Raw genomic sequence first — 17,918 nt, forward strand, 5'->3', positions numbered from 1 at the left:
AGTGGGGCGCATTATAGGCCCCTGGGAATGAGCGTCAACCGTTATTTTCAGATTTCTGTCATAAAGGCCAAAACACCCAACCCGCACCACCCAGCATCCCTGTAGGAGCCGGGCTTGCCCGCGAATACGCCCTCAAGCCTTGCGTCGCCAGGACAACCCTATTCGCGGGCAAGCCCGGCTCCTACAGATTGGAGGGTATGCGCCCTAGAGGGAGGCGGCGTTTTTTGGGGTGAGGCGCGGCATCCGCCGTGCAACCATCGGGATACGCAAAAGCAGGAGCAAGGCACCTATGACGGCATACACCGTCCACTCCTTCAGATCCGCCCTGACGATCCACAACATGTGCAACAATCCCAGCCCGAGGATCACATAGGCCAGGCGGTGCAACTTCTTCCACGCCTTGCCCAGCCGACGCTGGCTATAGCGGTTCGACGTAACGGCAAGCACCAGTAGCCCCAGAAAACCCAGGGCCCCGACAATGATGTAGGGCCGCTTGCTCAACTCCACACCCAATTGCGACCAGTCCAGCCCCAGCACAAAAACCAGGTAGGCCGCCAGGTGCAACACCCCATAAGCAAAACACCACAACCCCAACTGCCGCCGCACCGCTATCCAACCCGGCCAGCCACTCAACTTCTGCAATGGCGTCATCCCCAGGGTCACCAGCAGCAGAATCAATGCCCCCAATCCCAACCGGTCCACCAGCACCTTGCCCGGGTCCGGCCCCAGGGCAAAGATCCAGGCCTGATACAACCAGAGCAACGGCCAGACCATTGCCGCGACAAACACACTCAAACGCCAGAACGGATATCGCATCAGTAGTTCTTCCGCAGATCCATGCCGGCATACAAGGAGGCGACCTCCTCCGAGTAACCATTGAACATCTGCGTCTCCCGCACATTCGGGCTGAACAGTCCGCTGGGCAGGCGCCGCTCCCGGGCCTGAGTCCAGCGCGGATGGTCAACTGTCGGATTGACGTTGGCATAGAAGCCGTACTCATTCGCCGCGATACTCTGCCAGGTGGTCTTCGGCTGTTCCTCCACCAGACTGATGCGCACGATGGACTTGACGCTCTTGAAGCCATATTTCCATGGCACCACCAGACGCAACGGCGCACCGTTCTGATTCGGCAGTTCCCGTCCATACATGCCCACCGCGAGGATCGCCAGCGGATTCATCGCCTCATCCAGGCGCAGCCCCTCCACATAGGGCCAGTCGATCAGGGCAAACCCGGAGCGCTGCCCCGGCATGCTCTTCGGATCCTGCAGAGTCTCAAAACGGATGTATCTGGCCTTCGAAGTCGGCTCGACCTGCCTGAGCAAGGCCGAGATCGGGAAACCGATCCACGGGATGACCATCGACCAGGCCTCGACACAGCGCAGCCGATAGATCCGCTCCTCCAACTGATAGGGCTTCATGAAGTCTTCGAGGGCATAGCGGCCAGGCTTGCCAACCTCGCCATCGATCACCACCGACCACGGCTCGGTCTTCAGCGAACCGGCATTCTGCGCGGGGTCGCCCTTGTCGGTGCCGAACTCGTAGAAGTTGTTGTAGTGCGTCGCGTCCTTGTACGGCGTGATAGCTTCGTCCTTGACCGTTACCGCACCCCAGCGGGTATCCGGCAGCTTGCCGGCAAACCAGGACGGCGCATGGCCTGCCTCGACATCGGCATAGGGCGCCATCTGTTCGGCACCGGCCCAACCCGGCATGCCAGCGAGCGCCAAGGCAGCCACGGAGCCACCCAACAGGCTGCGACGGGAAAGATAGAGTGCTTCAGGCGTGACCTCCGACTCCCTGGAGTCGGAGGTTCTGGAAAGCTTGATCAGCATGGCGACTCCGCAGTATTGGATGACAGATGCATCAATAGACTACGGAGTCTGGAGGAAATTACATCACTTGCCGTTGTTGTTCCGACGTAAATGCAGCAGGTACTGGATAGGCCCCGACGCCGCATAGGCGAGGAAAATCAGCAACAGGATGCGTGGCGGGTCGCTGAAGACCACGGCAAACACCAGCACCACGGCCAGGATCGCCACGAACGGTACGCGGCCCTTGAGATCCAGCTCCTTGAAACTGTTGTACTTGATGTTGCTGACCATCAGCATTCCAGCCGCCGCCACCAGCAACGCCACCAGGAACGACATCTTCGACCCCTGGATACCGTAGTCGCTGAACGCCCAGACCGTGCCGGCCACCACACCGGCTGCCGCCGGGCTGGCCAGGCCGATGAAGTAACGCTTGTCGGCCGTGCCGACCTGGGTGTTGAAGCGCGCCAGACGCAACGCCGCGCCCGCCACATAAATGAAGGCCACCATCCAGCCGACCTTGCCCATGTCCCCCAGCGCCCAGCCGAAGGCCAGCAGGGCCGGAGCGACGCCAAAGGCGACCATGTCGGACAGCGAGTCATATTCGGCACCGAAGGCGCTCTGCGTATTGGTCATCCGGGCCACACGCCCGTCCAGGCCATCGAGCACCATGGCAACGAAGATCGCGATGGCGGAAAACGCGAAATACTTGCTCGCTCCGGCCGGATCGCCGGCACTGGCGGCGCTTTGCGCACTCATCGCACTGATGATGGCGTAGAAACCGGCGAACAGGTTCGCGGTGGTAAAGAGGTTAGGCAGCAGATAGATACCACGATGCCGGACCTTACGGCCTTCGGCGTCATGCCCTTCTTCGACATGTTCATCGATCGGCAGCAGGCTTTCGGCGTCAGGAGCCTGGCTCGGCTCTTCGGGACGTTCGCTCATGGACAGTACCTTGCAACGGTGAAAAGTGATTCGACAGGGGTTCGCAACCGGCGTTCGGCGGCAAAACGATGCAGCTTTATACCAGAAGCCGCCCCCTAAACGAAAAAACGCGGCCTAGGCCGCGTTTTTCCAGACAGACTCGAACTTAGTTCTTGGTCTTGTCGACGATCTTGTTGGCGCTGATCCAAGGCATCATCGAACGCAGTTGCTCGCCGATGATCTCGATGCCGTGAGCAGCGTTGTTACGACGCTTGGCGGTCATCGATGGGTAGCCGGTGGCACCTTCGGAAATGAACATCTTCGCGTATTCGCCGTCCTGGATGCGCTTCAGAGCGTTGCGCATGGCCTGACGGGATTCGGCGTTGATGACTTCCGGACCGGTCACGTACTCGCCGTACTCGGCGTTGTTGGAGATCGAGTAGTTCATGTTGGCGATACCGCCTTCGTACATGAGGTCAACGATCAGCTTCAGTTCGTGCAGGCACTCGAAGTAGGCCATTTCCGGCGCGTAGCCTGCTTCAACCAGGGTTTCGAAACCGGCCTTGACCAGCTCGACGGTACCGCCGCACAGAACGGCCTGCTCACCGAACAGGTCGGTTTCGGTCTCGTCCTTGAAGGTGGTTTCGATGATGCCGGTACGGCCGCCACCGACGCCAGCAGCGTAGGACAGCGCGACGTTCTTGGCGTTGCCCGAGGCGTCCTGGTAGATAGCGATCAGGTCAGGGATACCGCCGCCCTTGACGAACTCGGAACGTACGGTGTGGCCTGGAGCCTTCGGCGCGATCATGATCACGTCCAGGTCGGCACGTGGAACGACCTGGTTGTAGTGGATCGAGAAGCCGTGGGAGAAGGCCAGGGTAGCGCCCTTCTTGATGTTCGGCTCGATCTCGTTCTTGTACAGCTGGCCCTGGAACTCGTCCGGGGTCAGGATCATGACCAGGTCGGCCGCGGCAACGGCGGTGGCAACGTCAGCCACTTTCAGGCCATGGGCCTCGGCCTTGGCAACGGTGGCCGAGCCTTTACGCAGGCCGACGGTCACGTCGACGCCGGAGTCTTTCAGGTTGCAGGCTTGCGCGTGGCCCTGGGAACCGTAACCGATGATGGCGACTTTCTTGCCCTGGATGATCGACAGGTCGCAGTCTTTATCGTAGAAAACTTTCATGAAATACCCCTATATATCCAGGCCATCAGGCCATTCGCTAAATTGATTGAAATCAGATGCTCAGTACTTTGTCGCCACGGGCAATCCCGGTGACGCCACTGCGTACGGTTTCCAGAATCGAGGCCGTCCCGATCGCCTGGATGAAGCTGTCCAGCTTGTCGCTCGTACCGGTCAGTTGCACGGTATAGACGCTGGCGCTGACATCGACGATCTGCCCACGATAGATATCGGTGGTGCGCTTGATCTCGGCGCGCTGGGCGCCGGTGGCCTTGACCTTGACCAGCATCAGCTCGCGCTCGATATGAGCACTTTCCGACAGATCGACCAGTTTGACCACTTCGACCAGCTTGTTCAGGTTCTTGGTGATCTGCTCGATGATCTCGTCATGCCCGACGGTGGTCAGCGTCAGACGCGACAGGGTCGGGTCTTCGGTCGGTGCCACGGTCAGGCTTTCGATGTTGTAGTTGCGCTGCGAGAACAGGCCGACTACACGGGACAGAGCACCCGGTTCGTTTTCCAGAAGCAGGGAAATGATGTGCCGCATGTTAGGTACGCTCCGTCTTGCTCAGCCACATATCGCGCATGGAGCCGTCTTTGATCTGCATCGGGTAGACGTGCTCGCTGGTATCGACCTGGATGTCGAGGAACACCAGGCGATCCTTCATGGCGAACGCTTCTTCCATCTTCGGCTTCAGGTCTTTCAGATCCGTGATACGGATACCGACGTGACCGTAGGCCTCGACCAGCTTGACGAAGTCAGGCAGCGATTCCATGTACGAGTGCGAGTGGCGGCTGCCGTAGCTCATGTCCTGCCACTGGCGGACCATGCCGAGCACACCGTTGTTCAGGTTGACGATCTTCACCGGCAGGCCGTACTGCATGCAGGTGGACAGTTCCTGGATGTTCATCTGGATACTGCCCTCGCCGGTGACACAGGCGACGTCAGAATCCGGGAAGTTCAACTTGACGCCCATGGCCGCCGGGAAGCCGAAGCCCATGGTGCCCAGGCCACCGGAGTTGATCCAGCGGTTGGGCTTGTTGAACTTGTAGTACTGCGCCGCGAACATCTGGTGCTGGCCCACGTCGGAGGTGACGAAGGCATCGCCCTTGGTCACTTCGCACAGGGTCTCGATCACGGTCTGTGGCTTGATGATACTGCCGTCGCCCTTGTCGTAAGGGAACAGGCCGCGATCGCCGCGCCACTCGTCGATCTGCTTCCACCAGCTGGCAACCGACTCCTTGTTCGGGGTCTCGCCGATTTCCTTGAGGGCTGCAACCATTTCGGTCAGCACGCTCTCCACAGGACCCACGATAGGCACGTCTGCCTTGATGGTCTTGGAGATCGATGCCGGGTCGATATCGACGTGGATGATCTTGGCGTTCGGGCAGAACTTCGGCGCGCCGTTGATGACACGGTCATCGAAACGCGCACCGACGGCCAGGATCACGTCGGCGTGGTGCATGGTCAGGTTGGCGGTGTAGCTGCCGTGCATGCCGAGCATGCCGACGAACTGACGGTCGGTGCCAGGGTAGCCACCCAGGCCCATCAGCGTGTTGGTCACCGGCAGATTGAGCATCTTTGCCAGTTCGGTCAGCGGTGCGGAACCGCCGCCAAGGATCACGCCACCGCCGGAGTAGAGCACCGGACGCTTGGCGGCCAGGAGCATTTCGGCAGCCTTGCGGATCTGGCCGGAATGGCCACGGACCGCCGGGCTGTAGGAACGCAGCTTGGCTTTCTTCGGAAAAACGTATTCGAACTTCTCGGCCGGGTTGGTCATGTCTTTCGGGACATCGACAACGACAGGACCAGGACGGCCGGATTGCGCCAGGTAGAACGCCTTCTTCATGACCTCCGGGATTTCCGAGGCGTGCTTGACCATGAAACTGTGCTTCACGATCGGCCGGGAGATACCGATCATGTCGGTTTCCTGGAACGCGTCGGTACCGACCAGGGTGCTCGGCACCTGACCGGAGATGATCACCATCGGAATGGAGTCCATGTAGGCCGTGGCGATACCGGTGATGGCGTTGGTCGCGCCAGGACCGGAAGTCACCAGTACCACGCCGGCCTTGCCGGTGGCACGGGCGTAGCCGTCAGCCATATGGGTAGCGGCCTGCTCGTGACGAACCAGGATGTGGGTTACTTCCGGTTCCTTGAACAGGGCATCGTAGACATGAAGAAGAGCACCACCCGGGTACCCGTAGATATATTTGACGCCTTCGTCACGCAAGAAGCGGACGAGCATCTCACCGCCAGATAAAAGCTCCACGTTGTTCACCTCTAAAACGCCAGAATACCGTCCACAGACACTGGAGACGGGTCTTAATAGGTTTACTTCTCGACAGAGCATGAGCGACGGTGGTCGCCGACTACGTCAGCACTGACTGAGCAAGTATTGGGAGTGCCCCAAGTGTTGCGGGGGTTTCCCACCCAGCGCGAGGTAACGCGTTGCGGGTGTAACAGGTCGGCGCGGATGTGCGCCTCATGATCTGCCGAGTGGGTCTGCTTCTGGCAGTCCCTCTACAGCGGACTTTGGATTGTTCTGATTCGCCTCGCTCAAGTCAAGTCATCTATGCGCTTTCTTCGAACCAAGTGCATGAGAATGCAGCAGAAAACCCTGACACAAGGTATATGCTAGCTTGCTGATTGAACTGCCTGACAAGGAAACCCGATGCGTACGAGCATTCTCACGGCCAGCCTGCTGTTTGCCCTGAGCCCGCTGTGCCTGGCCGCTCCGATCTACAAATGGGTGGACGCCCAGGGCGTGACCCATTTCGACGCAACCCCTCCTCCCGGGCAGTCCGCGACCGTGGTGACCCCGGCGATCAGCCCCAACCCGACCTCGCCGACCAGAGGCGACGTCCCGGCCAGCAAGCCGGTGGGCGACCAGAATGCCGTGGATGCCAAGGTCAGGAAGCAGGTGGCCGAGCAGGAAGCGGCGCGCAAGGTGTTCTGCGAAAAGGCCAGGACCAACCTGGCGCAACTACTGAACGACCCGCGGGTTCGGGAGGAAGTGAACGGGGAATTGCATCGGCTGACCGATGAGGAACGGCAGACACGCCTGATCGAGACGCGCAAGGTGATCGAGGATCACTGCTCCTGAAGGTTCGTGGCGCCCTCTTCGCGGACAGATCCTGCTCCCGCAGTGTCAGCGCCGTTCGCAGGATTCATGCATGGCGCGAGCACCTGTAATAGCCGGATTCATCCTTGAAGGTGCTCGCTGGTCGAACTAGCTGGACTCGCCGATCAATCGATCGAACTGCGCCAGCAATGCCTGCAACTCCACGCCCTCTCCCGGACGCTGGCCGTAGACCATCTCGGCCATGGCCAGGATGCCCGAAGCGCTGGGCAGCGGCAGATCCTCTTCGAGGATGATCTTCATCCTCGGCAGGAAGATCCATTGCAGCCACTGCTCGAACTCCAGCGTATCGACACTGAACGGCTCGACACTGGACAACGCCTCCTCGCTCGGCGCCTCCTCGTCCCACCACCCCTGGGCACGCAGCTCACGCTCGATCAGCAGCAACTGGTCGGCGATCAACGGAAAGCGGCTATCCATCAGAGATTGACCCTGGCCTTCTGGCGAGCCTGGGCAGCACCGGCGGCGTCACCCTGCTTTTCCCGGGCCTGGGCGATCAGTTCCCAGAGGCTGGCCTGCAGGTCCGGACGACCGTTGGCAAACCCCAGGCCACGCCGTGCCAGTTGCTCGGCCTGCGGCGCATCGCCCTGGGCCATGCGCACCTGGGCCAGGCGATACAGCACTTGCGGCTCACGCGGTGCCACACGCTGGGCGCGCTCCAGGCTCGACGACGCACCGTTCAGGTCGCCGCCGGACTGCTGCTGTTGGGCCGTGGTCAGCAGTGCCAGCACCGGACCATCCAGTTGTTCGTCCGCCGACAGGCCACCGCTGTTGCCGGATGGAATGCCGGTCGGTTGCGACAGGCCGTAGCCGCCCTGGTTGATCGACGACGTCTGGATCGGCGTGCTGTCCACCGGACCCGGCGTGATCGGACCGGTGGTGGAAGGACCGGGCGTCCACGGCTCGCTGCTGATCGGCGCGGACGTCGTCGCCCCACCACCGGGCACCATCACCACCACGCCGGAATCCTGCGGAACGGCCTGGGTCTGGTTCGGCGCGGCACGGCGGATGGTGGTCTGGCGGAAGCCGCCGTTGGCCGAAATCCGGTCATTGTTGGAGACGGCTGTCCCGGAGTCGACGACCGGGATCGAACCATGGGGCACGCTCGAGCAACCGCCAAGCAAAGCCAGAGCTGTAAAAGCTGGAAACCACCATTTGTTCACTGCAAACCCTCTTCGCTTAATTCAACCAGCCCTTGACCCAATCCATCACTTCGCTGGCCGGCGCGGGCGCCGAGCCACCGCAAGCCGCACCGGGTGCCGGCTCGCTGCCGCGAATATACGGCATCTGTACCGCACCGGGGCAATTGGCATCGGAGCCCTGCCCGGTATGTGGATCGATCCAGGCCTGAACAATGTTATCCGGTTGCGGCATGTCCAGCGGCAGCGGATCGGATTTCTTCATGAAACTGGTCCACACCTGCAGCGCGCCGGTGGCACCGGTGAACGGCGTCTTGCCGTTGTCGTCGCGCCCCAGCCAGACCACGGCCAGCAGGTCCTGGCTGAACCCGGCGAACCAGCTGTCCCGGGAGTCGTTACTGGTACCGGACTTGCCCGCCAGGGTCAGGGTCCGGGGCAGGACGTTATAGGCACTGGCCCCGGTCCCCTCGCGCATCACCCGCTGCATCGCCGCCTGGATCAGGTAGATCGAGCCCGGGTCGAAACGCTGCTGGACCTGGAACGGATAACGCTTGAGCGGTTCGCCCTCAGCCGTCAGGACGCTGCGGATACCGCGCATCGGCGTATTGAAACCGCCGTTGGCGAGGGTCTGGTACATGGTCGCCACTTCCATCGGCGTCATGCCGCCGGCCCCCAGCAGAATCGACGGATAGGCCGGGAATTCGCGGGTAATGCCGAGTCGGGCAACCGTCTTGAGCACGTTCGGCACCCCGACTTCCAGGCCGAGGCGCGCCGTCGACAGGTTGTAGGAGTGCGCCAGCCCCTGGTACAGGAAAATCGTGCCATGGGAGCGGCGATCGAAGTTCTGCGGTTTCCAGACCTGCCCGTCCGCGCCTTTCACCGAGAACGCCTCGTCCGACAGCCAACTGGTCAGGGTGTACTGGCTCGGTTTCTCCAGCGCCGTCAGGTAGACCGCCGGCTTGATCAGCGAGCCGATGTTGCGCACGGCATCCAGGGCACGGTTGAAACCGGCGAAACCGGGCTGGCGGCTGCCGATCATGGCCTGGACCTCACCGGTTTCCGGGTTGGTCACCACCATGGCCGCTTCCACATCCTCGGCGCCCTTGCGGGCCCCCAGGCGCTTGAAGGTGTCATTGACCGACGCCTCGGCCTTCATCTGCAGGATCGGGTCGAAGCTGGTGAAGATCCGCAGCCCTTCCTCGGTCAAGTCTTCGTCACGGTAGTCTTCGCGCAACTGGCGCTTGACCAGGTCAAGGAAGCCGGGGAACGAGCTGTCGGCCAGGCTGCCGCGCTTGGTCACACCCAGCGGCATCTTCTTCGCCGCCTCGGCCTGCTCGGTGGTCACCACGCCCTGCTGGGCCAGCAGGTCGAGCACCAGGTTACGCCGCTCCAGCGCCCGGTCCGGATAACGCCGCGGGTTGTAATAGGAAGGGCCCTTGACCATCCCCACCAGCAATGCCACCTGGTGCAGTTTCAGCTCGGCCAGCGGCTGGCTGAAGAAGAACTGGCTGGCCAGGCCGAAACCGTGCACCGCGCGCTGGCCGTCCTGGCCGATGAAGACCTCGTTGAGGTAGGCCTCGAGAATTTCCTGCTTGCTGTAGTGCATCTCCAGCAGCAGGGACATCATGGCCTCGGTGAGCTTGCGGCTCAGGCTGCGTTCGTTGGTCAGGAAGAAGTTCTTCACCAACTGCTGGGTCAGGGTACTGCCGCCCTGGCGCATCTGCCCGGAGGAAGTGTTGACCCAGACCGCCCGGGCGATCGACTTCGGCGAAACCCCGAAGTGGTGATAGAAATCGCGGTCTTCCACGGTGACCAGGGTATCGAGCAGGTAGGGCGGCACCTGGTCGAGCTTGATCAGAATCCGGTCTTCGAGGTTTTTCGGGTACAGGCCGCCGATCAGCAGCGGCTCCAGGCGCACCACCGAGAGTTTCGCGCCGTTGAGCCCGGCCAGCTCCGCCACATAGTCGCCGGAGAAGCGCACCCGTACCGGCTGGGCAGCCTCCATTCCTTCGTAGAACTGGAAGCCACGGGTGTTGAGGTCGACCGTGTTGCCATTGACGGACGCCGCGCCGGGGCCATTGACCACCGACTCACGGCGGTAGCCCAGGGCATCGAGCTCGGTCAGGAAGTCTTCCTTGCTCAGCTTCTGGCCGACGAACAGCTCCAGCGGCCGGGCATAGACCTTGGCCGGAATGGTCCAGCGCTTGCCGGAGAACTTCTCCTGCACCACGGCATCGAGGTAGACGGCAAAGCCGGCCAGCACCACGAGACCGACCAGGCTGAGCTTGAGCGCCCAGCCGAGCCAGGGACGAAGGCCACCGGACGGAGGTTTGGGTTTGGAACGAGGGGATCGGGTACGAGTCATGGGCGCGGATTATACGCACTTTATTCATGATCAACATGTACACCCGGCGGTTTGCACTCCCCACCTTAGCGGCCATAATGACGCCCTTGAATTTCTGACCTCTGAAGGATCGCTCGTGAGCCAGTCCCTAATCGCCGCCCTGCAAAACCCGGCCCTCTACCCGCATCCGGTAGAAGGGTTCCAGCTCATCGAAACCCATATTTCCTGGGTGCTGCTCACCGGCTCCTACGCCTACAAGATCAAGAAGCCGATGAACTTCGGCTTCCTCGACTTCACCGAACTGTCCGCCCGCGGCCACTTCTGCAATGAAGAACTGCGCCTGAACCAGCGCCTGACCGACGATCTGTACCTGGAAGTCCTGCCGATCACCGGCAGCGCCGAGGCGCCACAACTGGGCGGCGACGGCCCGGCTATCGAATACGTGCTGAAAATGCGTCAGTTCCCCCAGAGCCAGTTGCTCAGCACCCTGCAGGCCAACGGTGAGCTGACCACCCGGCATATCGACGAGATGGCCCAGCAGATCGCGCAGTTCCACCTGAACGCCCCGCACGTTCCCCAGGAGCACTACCAGGGCACGCCGGAAGCGGTCATGGACCCTGTCCGCCAGAACTTCGAGCAGATTCGCCCCTTCCTCCAGGACAAGGCCGACCTGCAGCAGCTCGATGCGCTGCAAGCCTGGGCCGAATCCAGCTTCGAGCGCCTCAAGCCGCTGTTCACCCAGCGCAAGGCCGAAGGCTTCATCCGCGAGTGCCACGGCGATATCCACCTGGGCAACGCCACCGTGATCGACGGCAAGGTGGTGATCTTCGACTGCATCGAGTTCAACGAGCCGTTCCGCTTCACCGACGTCTATGCCGACACCGCGTTCCTGGCCATGGACCTGGAAGACCGCGGCCTCAAGAGTCTGGCCCGACGCTTCATCAGCCAGTACCTGGAACTGACCGGCGATTACCAGGGCCTGGAAGTGCTGAACTTCTACAAGGCCTATCGGGCCCTGGTGCGGGCCAAGGTCGCGCTGTTCAGCCTGTCGCCCGAAGCCACCGCCGTGCAGCGCGCGACCACCCTGCGCCAGTACCGCAACTACGCCAACCTGGCGGAAAGCTACAGCACCATTCCATCGCGCTTCCTGGCGATCACCCACGGCGTCTCGGCAGTCGGCAAGAGCCACGTCGCCATGCGCCTGGTCGAGGCGTTGGGCGCGGTACGCCTGCGCTCGGACGTCGAACGCAAGCGCCTGTTCGGCCTCCAGCAGGGCAAGCAGGACGTCGGCGCCGGCATTTACAGCCAGGACGCCAGCGCGCAGACCTACCAGCGCCTGCACGAGATCGCCGACATCATCCTGCGTGCCGGCTTCCCGGTGGTGATCGACGCCACCTACCTCAAGCGCAACCAGCGCGACGCCGCCGCCAAGGTGGCCGAGGCCACCGGGGCGCCGTGCCTGATCATCGATTGCGACGCCCCCCAGGCCGTCATCGAAAGCTGGCTGGCACAACGCCAGGCCGACGCCGTCGACCCATCCGATGCGACCCTGGAAGTCATCGCCGCGCAACAGGCTTCCCGCGAAGCACTGGGTGCCGATGAAATTCTCCACACCAAGCGTGTCCAGACCAATGAAAGTGGCAGTCTCGACACCCTGATCGCGCAAATTCGCCTGCGTTTGCCTAATCTGTAGAAACTATATTCAGCCGTGAAGCCGCATTCGCTTCACGGCTGAAACATAGTGGCATTATACTGGCGTCATAAATCCAACGGGAGACGCCCCATGAGCCAGCCCAAGCTTCTCGACTCTGCCTTGTATGCCCTGCTGCACAAAGATGATATTGCCGGCTTCAACAAGGCCCGTCCCAAGGACGGCCCGATCGACATGCGCGGTGGTGATTTCCGCGGTCTCGACCTGCGCGAACTGAATGCCGACGGGATCGACTTCACCAACGCCTACTTCCGTTCTGCCGACCTGCGCGGGGTGGACTTCCAGAACTCCCGGCTCGAAGGTGCCAGCGTGGCCCACGCACAGATCTCCGGCGCCTACTTCCCTCCCCAACTGAAGGCTGCGGAAATTCTGATGTCGGTCCAGTTCGGTACGCGGATGCGCTACGAACCGGAATAATCCGTCCGGCAACATCACACTCGTCGAGTCCGGCGCCAGTCGATGCCCCGGACAGCGGCAGGTATCGCTTATCCCTTCCCAGCCCCCGCCTGACCAGGGCGGTTTCGCACTGGCCCTTAGAAGCTTTTGCGCCCAAACCGACCAACGAACCACGCTTTTCCTACTGACCGCTACACTCTTTTCAGGCTTGCCTACTCTCGTCAACGCAGCGTTCGGCCATCGCAAGGAGGCTTGATGAACGATGAACTGCAACATCTGAAAAACCTGGGCAAGACGTCGGCGCAATGGCTGCACGCGGTGGGCATCCACAGCGCATCGGACTTGCGGCGGCTAGGGGCAGTGGACGCCTATCGCGCAGTCAGAACCCGGGGATTCAGAGCATCGAAAGTGCTGTTGTACGCCATCGAGGGCGCCTTGATGGACATTCACTGGAACGACATCCCGCTGGAACGTAAAGAGGCCTTGAATAAACAACTGGAAGCGATATCGTCACGCCATAAAAATTGATTGTGCAGGTTTGTCATGTATCTACTCGGGGAGCAACCGGCGTACGCCGATGAATTGATCAATCGGCTGCAGAGCATTCCCGCTCGGCTACTGGAGGGCTTGTCTCCCTGTGACGAGGCCGTCGAACTGGAGGAGACTGCCGACCTCTCCGCGCAGTTGGCCGACGACCGGCTCTACCTGATCGAAAGCGGCCTGGTGCATGCCAGGGTCGACGAACGCCCCCTGTTCTACCTGCATGAAGGCGACCTGGTGGGCTTGCGCCAGGGCATCGACTGGCCACGCTGCCTGCTGAGCAGCGATGGTCCGCTGCGCCTGCTGCCCTACCGGCGGCGCGAGGTGTTCCAGCATATCCATGCCGACGAAACCCGCAGCGAAATGCTGCTGCGCTACCTGGTGGGGCACACCGCCCTGCTGTCGGATGCCGTCACCCGCCTCAAGCAGCCGGAATTTCGCAGCAGCAACGGCTTCCAGCAGGTAGCGGCCGGCGAGGTGCTGATCCGCCAGGGCGACGATGCCGATCACGTCTTCATTATTATCGAGGGGCACGCCGAGGCCTTTGTCGACGGCCACAAGGTCGGCGATGTGCCCAAGGATGAGATTTTCGGCGCCATGGCGGTGTTCACCGGCGAGAAACGCAGCGCCACGGTGATCGCCAGCCAGGCCTGCTCGGTCATGCTGATTCCCAAGGACCAGTTCCTCAGCCTGACCCAGAGCAACCCGCGCATTGCCCACAGCCTGATCCAGAGCATGGCGCGCCGCATCGACCTGCTGAACCGGGAAGTCACCCGCCTGAACACGGCCAGGCTGTCCGGTTGAGCCCGCCCAGGGAACGGCGACGGGCGGTCGAAAAAAAGCTGTTGACTTAGAAATGAGAATCGTTATGATTATCACAACTGATCGCGAGATCGGTTGGATTTTCTGAAAGGCCCTTGGTTCGGACTCTTCAGATTATCTCCTCATCAGGCTAATCACGGTTATTGACCCGGCTTTTTGCCGGGTCTTTTTTTGTCTGGAACAAGCCCCTGCTCAGTCGCTGCCCGAAGGCTCCGCCGACCACTCCAGGTGCGCCAGCAGTTCGTCCAGCAGCCCCGAAGCCCCCAGACGCAGATGATCGGCGTCGACCCAGCCCGCGCCGAAGCGACTCCTGGCCAGTTCGATGTAGGTACGGGCATCGGCCAGCGTGCGAATACCGCCCGCCGCTTTCAGGCCCACCAGCCCACCACGCTCGGCAATCGCCTCGAGCATGATCCGCACCGCCTGTTCGGTCGCGTTGACCAGCACCTTGCCGGTACTGGTCTTGAGAAAATCGGCACCGGCGGCAATCGCATCCTGGCTGGCCTGACGAATCATCTGCGGGTCGCGCAACTCACCGGTTTCCAGGATCACCTTGAGCCTGGCCCGGCCAGTGCACAGGTCACGGCAGGCCGACACCATGGTCAGCCCCGTCTGCGTGTCGCCCATCAGCAGCGAACGATAGGGATAGACCAGGTCCACCTCGTTCGCGCCGGCCCTGAGCACCGCTTCCGTCTCCGAGACGGCCGAGGCCACGTTCGGCCCGCCATAGGGGAAATTGACCACCGTGGCCACCCGAATTCCCGGTGCGCCCAGGCCATCGAGCGTCTTGCGCGCCAGGGCGACGAAGCGTGGAAAGACACACACCGCGGCCACCGGCCCGAACGGCGTCATGGCCCGCTGACACAGCGAAACGATTCGCTCGGCATCGTCGTCATTGCTCAACGAGGTCAGGTCGAGCAGACCCAGGGCCTGGTGCGCCAACTGCCGATCCGTCTGATTAATCTGCTTCATGTTTGCTCCCACATCCGATCACACCTCCCGGACACAATAAAGGACTCATTCGGCGGAAATCATGGAGAGCCAAAGACAAGGACCCTGACTACACAAGAACAGGAAAAATCTTTGCCCACCCAGGTGTCGGTCCCACAAAAATAAGCCTGTCGACTCATGACGACAGCATTTGCGAAGCGACCTACATGACGCGGCGATGCGCGCCGCTCAACGGGCGACGATCAATGGGTGCCCGCGCTCGGGATGAGGCAACACCAGCACCTCCAGGCCGAACACCGTCTTGAGCATGTCGGCCTGCAGCACCTCTGCCGGGCTTGCCAAGGCGCGGGGGCAGCCCTGTTCCAGCAATAGCAGGCGATCGCAGTAGCGTGCCGCCAGGTTGAGATCGTGCAGGATGATCAGCACTGCGGCACCGCGGTCGGCGAACTCGCGAATCGCCTGCAGGGTGGTGTGCTGGTGCAGTGGATCGAGCATCGAGGTGGGCTCGTCAAGCAGCAGCGTCTGGCCGCTGTGCCCCGGCCAGAGTTGCGCCAGCACACGGGCCAGGTGCACCCGCTGACGTTCGCCGCCGGACAACGCCAGGTAGCTGCGCCCGGCCAGGTGAGTGGCGTCGGCGGCTTGCAGGGCCTCGCTGACGATTTCCCGATCGCGTACCTGCCCGGTCTGGTGTGGCAGGCGCCCCATGCCGACCACCTCTTCGACGCGAAAGGCGAAATCGAGGGTCGAGGTCTGCGGCAGCACCGCCAGACGCTGTGCCCGCTGCGTGCCCTGCCAGTGGGCCAGGGGCTGCCCACCGAGCCAGACACGCCCCTGGCTCGGTGCCAGTTCGCCGCATAGGGCGCCGAGCAAGGTGCTCTTGCCGGCGCCGTTCGGGCCGAGCACGCCCAGCAGCTCACCGGGCTTGAGCTCAAGATCGATGTCGGCCAGCACGGTCTTCACGCCGCGACAGACCGTCAGCTTCTGCGCGCGCAGCATCAGGCCCGCCCCCGCAACAGCAGATACAGAAAGAAAGGCGCGCCCAGGAATGCCGTGACGATGCCGATCGGCAGTTCCGCCGGCGCCAGCGCCAGACGTGCCACAAGATCGGCGAACAACAGCAGGCAGCCTCCCGCCAGCATCGATGCCGGCAACAGCACCCGGTGATCCGGGCCCGCCAGCAGCCGGACCAGGTGCGGCACCACCAGGCCGATGAAGCCGATCATGCCGGCAGCCGCCACCGCCGCCCCAACGCCCAGGGCCGTGCACAGTACCAATTCGCGCTTGAGCCCTTCGACATCGATGCCCAGGTGGCCGGCCTCCGACTCGCCGAGCAGCAGCGCATTCAGCGCCCTGGCCCGACGCGGCAACCACAGCGCCACGCCTGCGGTGACCAGCAGCAGCGGCCACAAGCGTGCGTAGCTGGCGCCATTGAGGCTGCCCAGGTTACAGAAGGCCAGGGTACGCAAGGTCGCATCGTCGGCCAGGTAGGTAAAGAGCCCGACCGCCGAGCTGGCCAGGGCGGTCAGGGCAATCCCCGCCAGCAACATGATCGCCACGCTGGTCTGGCCGTTGCGCCGTCCCAGCCGATAGACCAGCGCCGTCACCGCGAGCCCGCCGAGGAAAGCGCAGAGCGACAACAGATAGGGCCCCATCACCTCCGGCACTCCACCGAATGCCGCCCCGCCGACAATCGCAATCGCCGCACCGAGCGCCGCACCGCTGGAAACGCCCACCAGCCCCGGGTCAGCCAACGGGTTGCGGAACAAGCCCTGCATGGCGACACCGGACAGCGCCAGCACCCCACCCACCGCCAGCCCCAGCAAGGTCCGCGGCAGGCGGATCTGCCCGAGGATCAGTTCCGCCTGCTCCAGCCCCTCGGCCGGCAACGGCAGGCCCAGCAGGCGCAATGCCGCACGCAGGATATCGGCCAGCGGCAGACTGACCGGCCCCAATGCCAGCGACAACCAGGTTGCCAGCAGACACAGCAGGCCCAGGCCGATGAACAGGGCGCGGGGTTTGACCGGCGCGGTCATGGCGTGGCCGGGGCCTTTGCGTAGAGCTCAGTGGTCAGTTTTTTCAGCGACTCGGGCAACCGCGGACCGAGACCACCCACCAGCAGGGTCGGGTCGAGCTCAAAGAGCCGGCCGGACCTGGCCGCCCGGGTCGAGGCCAGAATCGGGTTTTCCTTCAGCAGCGCCTGGCGGGCAGCCTCACCGGTCAGGCTGCGATCGGCGAATACCAGCACCTCGGGATTCAATCCGGCCAGGGCTTCGACCGAAAACGGCTTGTAGCCAGTGTGGCTCGCCAGGTTATGCCCACCCGCCTGGGTCAACAGCCACTCGGCGGCGGTGCCCTTGCCGGCGATCAGCGGCTTGCCACCGGCGTTGCCGATCAGCAGCAACACTTCTGGCGCCGGCTGCCGGGCCTGGACCTCCCTGAGCCGGGCCTGCTGCCGGTCGAGCTGTTGTCGGAAGCCCTGAAACAGCTCTGCGGCCCGATCCTCATCGCCCAGCAACCGGCCCAGGTGTTGCAGATTGCCTTGCAGGGTCGGCAAGTCCGGCTCGGCAGAGAACAGTTCCACCTGTACCCCGGCTCCGCGGACCTGCGCCAGCACGGGTGGCGGCCCCATCTCCTCGGTGCCGATCAGAATCTGCGGGCGCAGGCTCAGGATGCCTTCGGCCGACAACTGCCGCTGATAACCGATGCTCGGCAACGCCTTGAGGGTTTCGGGGTGCTGGCTGGTGGTGTCGACGCCAACCAGCCGCGCCTGCCCGCCCAGCGCACTGACCCACTCCGACAACGCGCCGCCGGCGCTGACCCAGCGTTGCGGCACCTCATCCGCCAGCGCCGCATGGCTGAGCGATAGCGCGGCTCCCAGTGCAATCAGACGTGAACTCAGGCGCATGGACAGACATCCTTGGAAAGGTGATCGAGCGACAGGCCCAAAGGAAGAAAGGCAGCAG

18 protein-coding genes are annotated in these 17,918 nt (G+C 62.7%); 5 read left to right on the plus strand and 13 right to left on the minus strand.

From position 1 onward, the window contains the following. Positions 1-204: 204 nt before the first annotated feature. From msrQ to PF66_RS08740, 6 genes are all read right to left on the minus strand, one after another. A complete protein-coding gene (gene msrQ, locus PF66_RS08715) occupies positions 205-816 on the minus strand; it encodes a protein-methionine-sulfoxide reductase heme-binding subunit MsrQ (protein ID WP_054062473.1) in 612 nt (203 codons plus the stop codon). Further along, the gene (msrP, locus tag PF66_RS08720; RefSeq protein ID WP_054058222.1) at positions 816-1,829 is read right to left on the minus strand and encodes a protein-methionine-sulfoxide reductase catalytic subunit MsrP; all 1,014 of its coding nucleotides are present in this window, start codon (positions 1,827-1,829) and stop codon (positions 816-818) included. Before msrP ends, msrQ begins: the two co-directional genes overlap by 1 nt. A 63-nt stretch (positions 1,830-1,892) precedes the next feature. Continuing rightward, positions 1,893-2,750 (minus strand): CDP-diacylglycerol--serine O-phosphatidyltransferase, encoded by an 858-nt coding sequence (gene pssA / locus PF66_RS08725; RefSeq protein WP_054062474.1) that lies wholly within the window; start codon positions 2,748-2,750, stop codon positions 1,893-1,895. A 145-nt stretch (positions 2,751-2,895) separates the two neighbouring features. Then, a complete protein-coding gene (gene ilvC / locus PF66_RS08730) occupies positions 2,896-3,912 on the minus strand; it encodes a ketol-acid reductoisomerase (protein WP_017903922.1) in 1,017 nt (338 codons plus the stop codon). Positions 3,913-3,964: 52 nt separating this feature from the next. Further along, entirely contained in the window at positions 3,965-4,456 is a 492-nt protein-coding gene (gene ilvN, locus PF66_RS08735; RefSeq protein WP_010444113.1) for an acetolactate synthase small subunit, read from the minus strand. 1 nt (position 4,457) lies between these two features. Continuing rightward, the gene (locus PF66_RS08740) at positions 4,458-6,182 is read right to left on the minus strand and encodes an acetolactate synthase 3 large subunit (protein ID WP_054058267.1); all 1,725 of its coding nucleotides are present in this window, start codon (positions 6,180-6,182) and stop codon (positions 4,458-4,460) included. Between the two features lie 402 nt (positions 6,183-6,584). Between PF66_RS08740 and PF66_RS08745 the strand changes: the two genes are divergently transcribed. Beyond that, entirely contained in the window at positions 6,585-7,016 is a 432-nt protein-coding gene (locus PF66_RS08745; protein ID WP_054062475.1) for a DUF4124 domain-containing protein, read from the plus strand. A 126-nt stretch (positions 7,017-7,142) separates the two neighbouring features. Here the strand turns inward: PF66_RS08745 and PF66_RS08750 are convergent, their stop codons facing one another. From PF66_RS08750 to mrcB, 3 genes are read right to left on the minus strand one after another with little or no spacing between them, the layout of a single operon-like run. Continuing rightward, positions 7,143-7,472 carry a YqcC family protein gene (locus tag PF66_RS08750; protein ID WP_054058226.1) on the minus strand — a complete coding sequence of 110 codons (330 nt, stop codon included), beginning with the start codon at positions 7,470-7,472 and terminating at the stop codon, positions 7,143-7,145. Further along, on the minus strand, positions 7,472-8,215 hold the full coding sequence (locus PF66_RS08755; protein ID WP_054062476.1) for a tetratricopeptide repeat protein: 744 nt from the start codon (positions 8,213-8,215) through the stop codon (positions 7,472-7,474). The genes PF66_RS08750 and PF66_RS08755 overlap by 1 nt, the downstream gene beginning before the upstream one ends. A 16-nt stretch (positions 8,216-8,231) precedes the next feature. Further along, positions 8,232-10,556, minus strand: coding sequence for a penicillin-binding protein 1B (gene mrcB, locus PF66_RS08760; protein ID WP_054058228.1), 2,325 nt, complete (start codon positions 10,554-10,556; stop codon positions 8,232-8,234). Positions 10,557-10,671: 115 nt separating this feature from the next. Here mrcB and PF66_RS08765 point away from each other — a divergent pair, with 115 nt between their 5' ends. The 4 genes from PF66_RS08765 to PF66_RS08780 all read left to right on the plus strand — a co-directional run bounded on the left by PF66_RS08765 (position 10,672) and on the right by PF66_RS08780 (position 13,986). Next, positions 10,672-12,228, plus strand: a complete 1,557-nt coding sequence (locus tag PF66_RS08765) for an AAA family ATPase (protein WP_054062477.1) — start codon at positions 10,672-10,674, stop codon at positions 12,226-12,228. Between the two features lie 90 nt (positions 12,229-12,318). Continuing rightward, positions 12,319-12,663: a pentapeptide repeat-containing protein gene (locus tag PF66_RS08770; RefSeq protein WP_017904163.1), complete on the plus strand. Its 345-nt coding sequence runs from the start codon at positions 12,319-12,321 to the stop codon at positions 12,661-12,663. 234 nt (positions 12,664-12,897) lie between these two features. Beyond that, positions 12,898-13,170: a TfoX/Sxy family protein gene (locus tag PF66_RS08775; RefSeq protein WP_010444127.1), complete on the plus strand. Its 273-nt coding sequence runs from the start codon at positions 12,898-12,900 to the stop codon at positions 13,168-13,170. A 15-nt stretch (positions 13,171-13,185) separates the two neighbouring features. Next, positions 13,186-13,986: a Crp/Fnr family transcriptional regulator gene (locus PF66_RS08780; protein ID WP_054058230.1), complete on the plus strand. Its 801-nt coding sequence runs from the start codon at positions 13,186-13,188 to the stop codon at positions 13,984-13,986. A 210-nt stretch (positions 13,987-14,196) separates the two neighbouring features. On the opposite strand, the gene deoC is transcribed toward PF66_RS08780, so the two are convergent. The 4 genes from deoC to PF66_RS08800 all read right to left on the minus strand — a co-directional run bounded on the left by deoC (position 14,197) and on the right by PF66_RS08800 (position 17,860). After that, positions 14,197-14,976 carry a deoxyribose-phosphate aldolase gene (gene deoC, locus PF66_RS08785; protein WP_054062478.1) on the minus strand — a complete coding sequence of 260 codons (780 nt, stop codon included), beginning with the start codon at positions 14,974-14,976 and terminating at the stop codon, positions 14,197-14,199. Positions 14,977-15,183: 207 nt separating this feature from the next. Further along, positions 15,184-16,002, minus strand: a complete 819-nt coding sequence (locus PF66_RS08790) for a heme ABC transporter ATP-binding protein (protein ID WP_425357890.1) — start codon at positions 16,000-16,002, stop codon at positions 15,184-15,186. Beyond that, entirely contained in the window at positions 15,951-16,934 is a 984-nt protein-coding gene (locus tag PF66_RS08795; protein ID WP_193394197.1) for a FecCD family ABC transporter permease, read from the minus strand. The genes PF66_RS08790 and PF66_RS08795 overlap by 52 nt, the downstream gene beginning before the upstream one ends. Before the next feature lie 50 nt (positions 16,935-16,984). Next, positions 16,985-17,860: a heme/hemin ABC transporter substrate-binding protein gene (locus tag PF66_RS08800; RefSeq protein WP_054062481.1), complete on the minus strand. Its 876-nt coding sequence runs from the start codon at positions 17,858-17,860 to the stop codon at positions 16,985-16,987. Positions 17,861-17,918: the final 58 nt, after the last annotated feature.

This window comes from Pseudomonas asplenii (assembly GCF_001293465.1).
GTDB lineage: Bacteria > Pseudomonadota > Gammaproteobacteria > Pseudomonadales > Pseudomonadaceae > Aquipseudomonas > Aquipseudomonas fuscovaginae_B.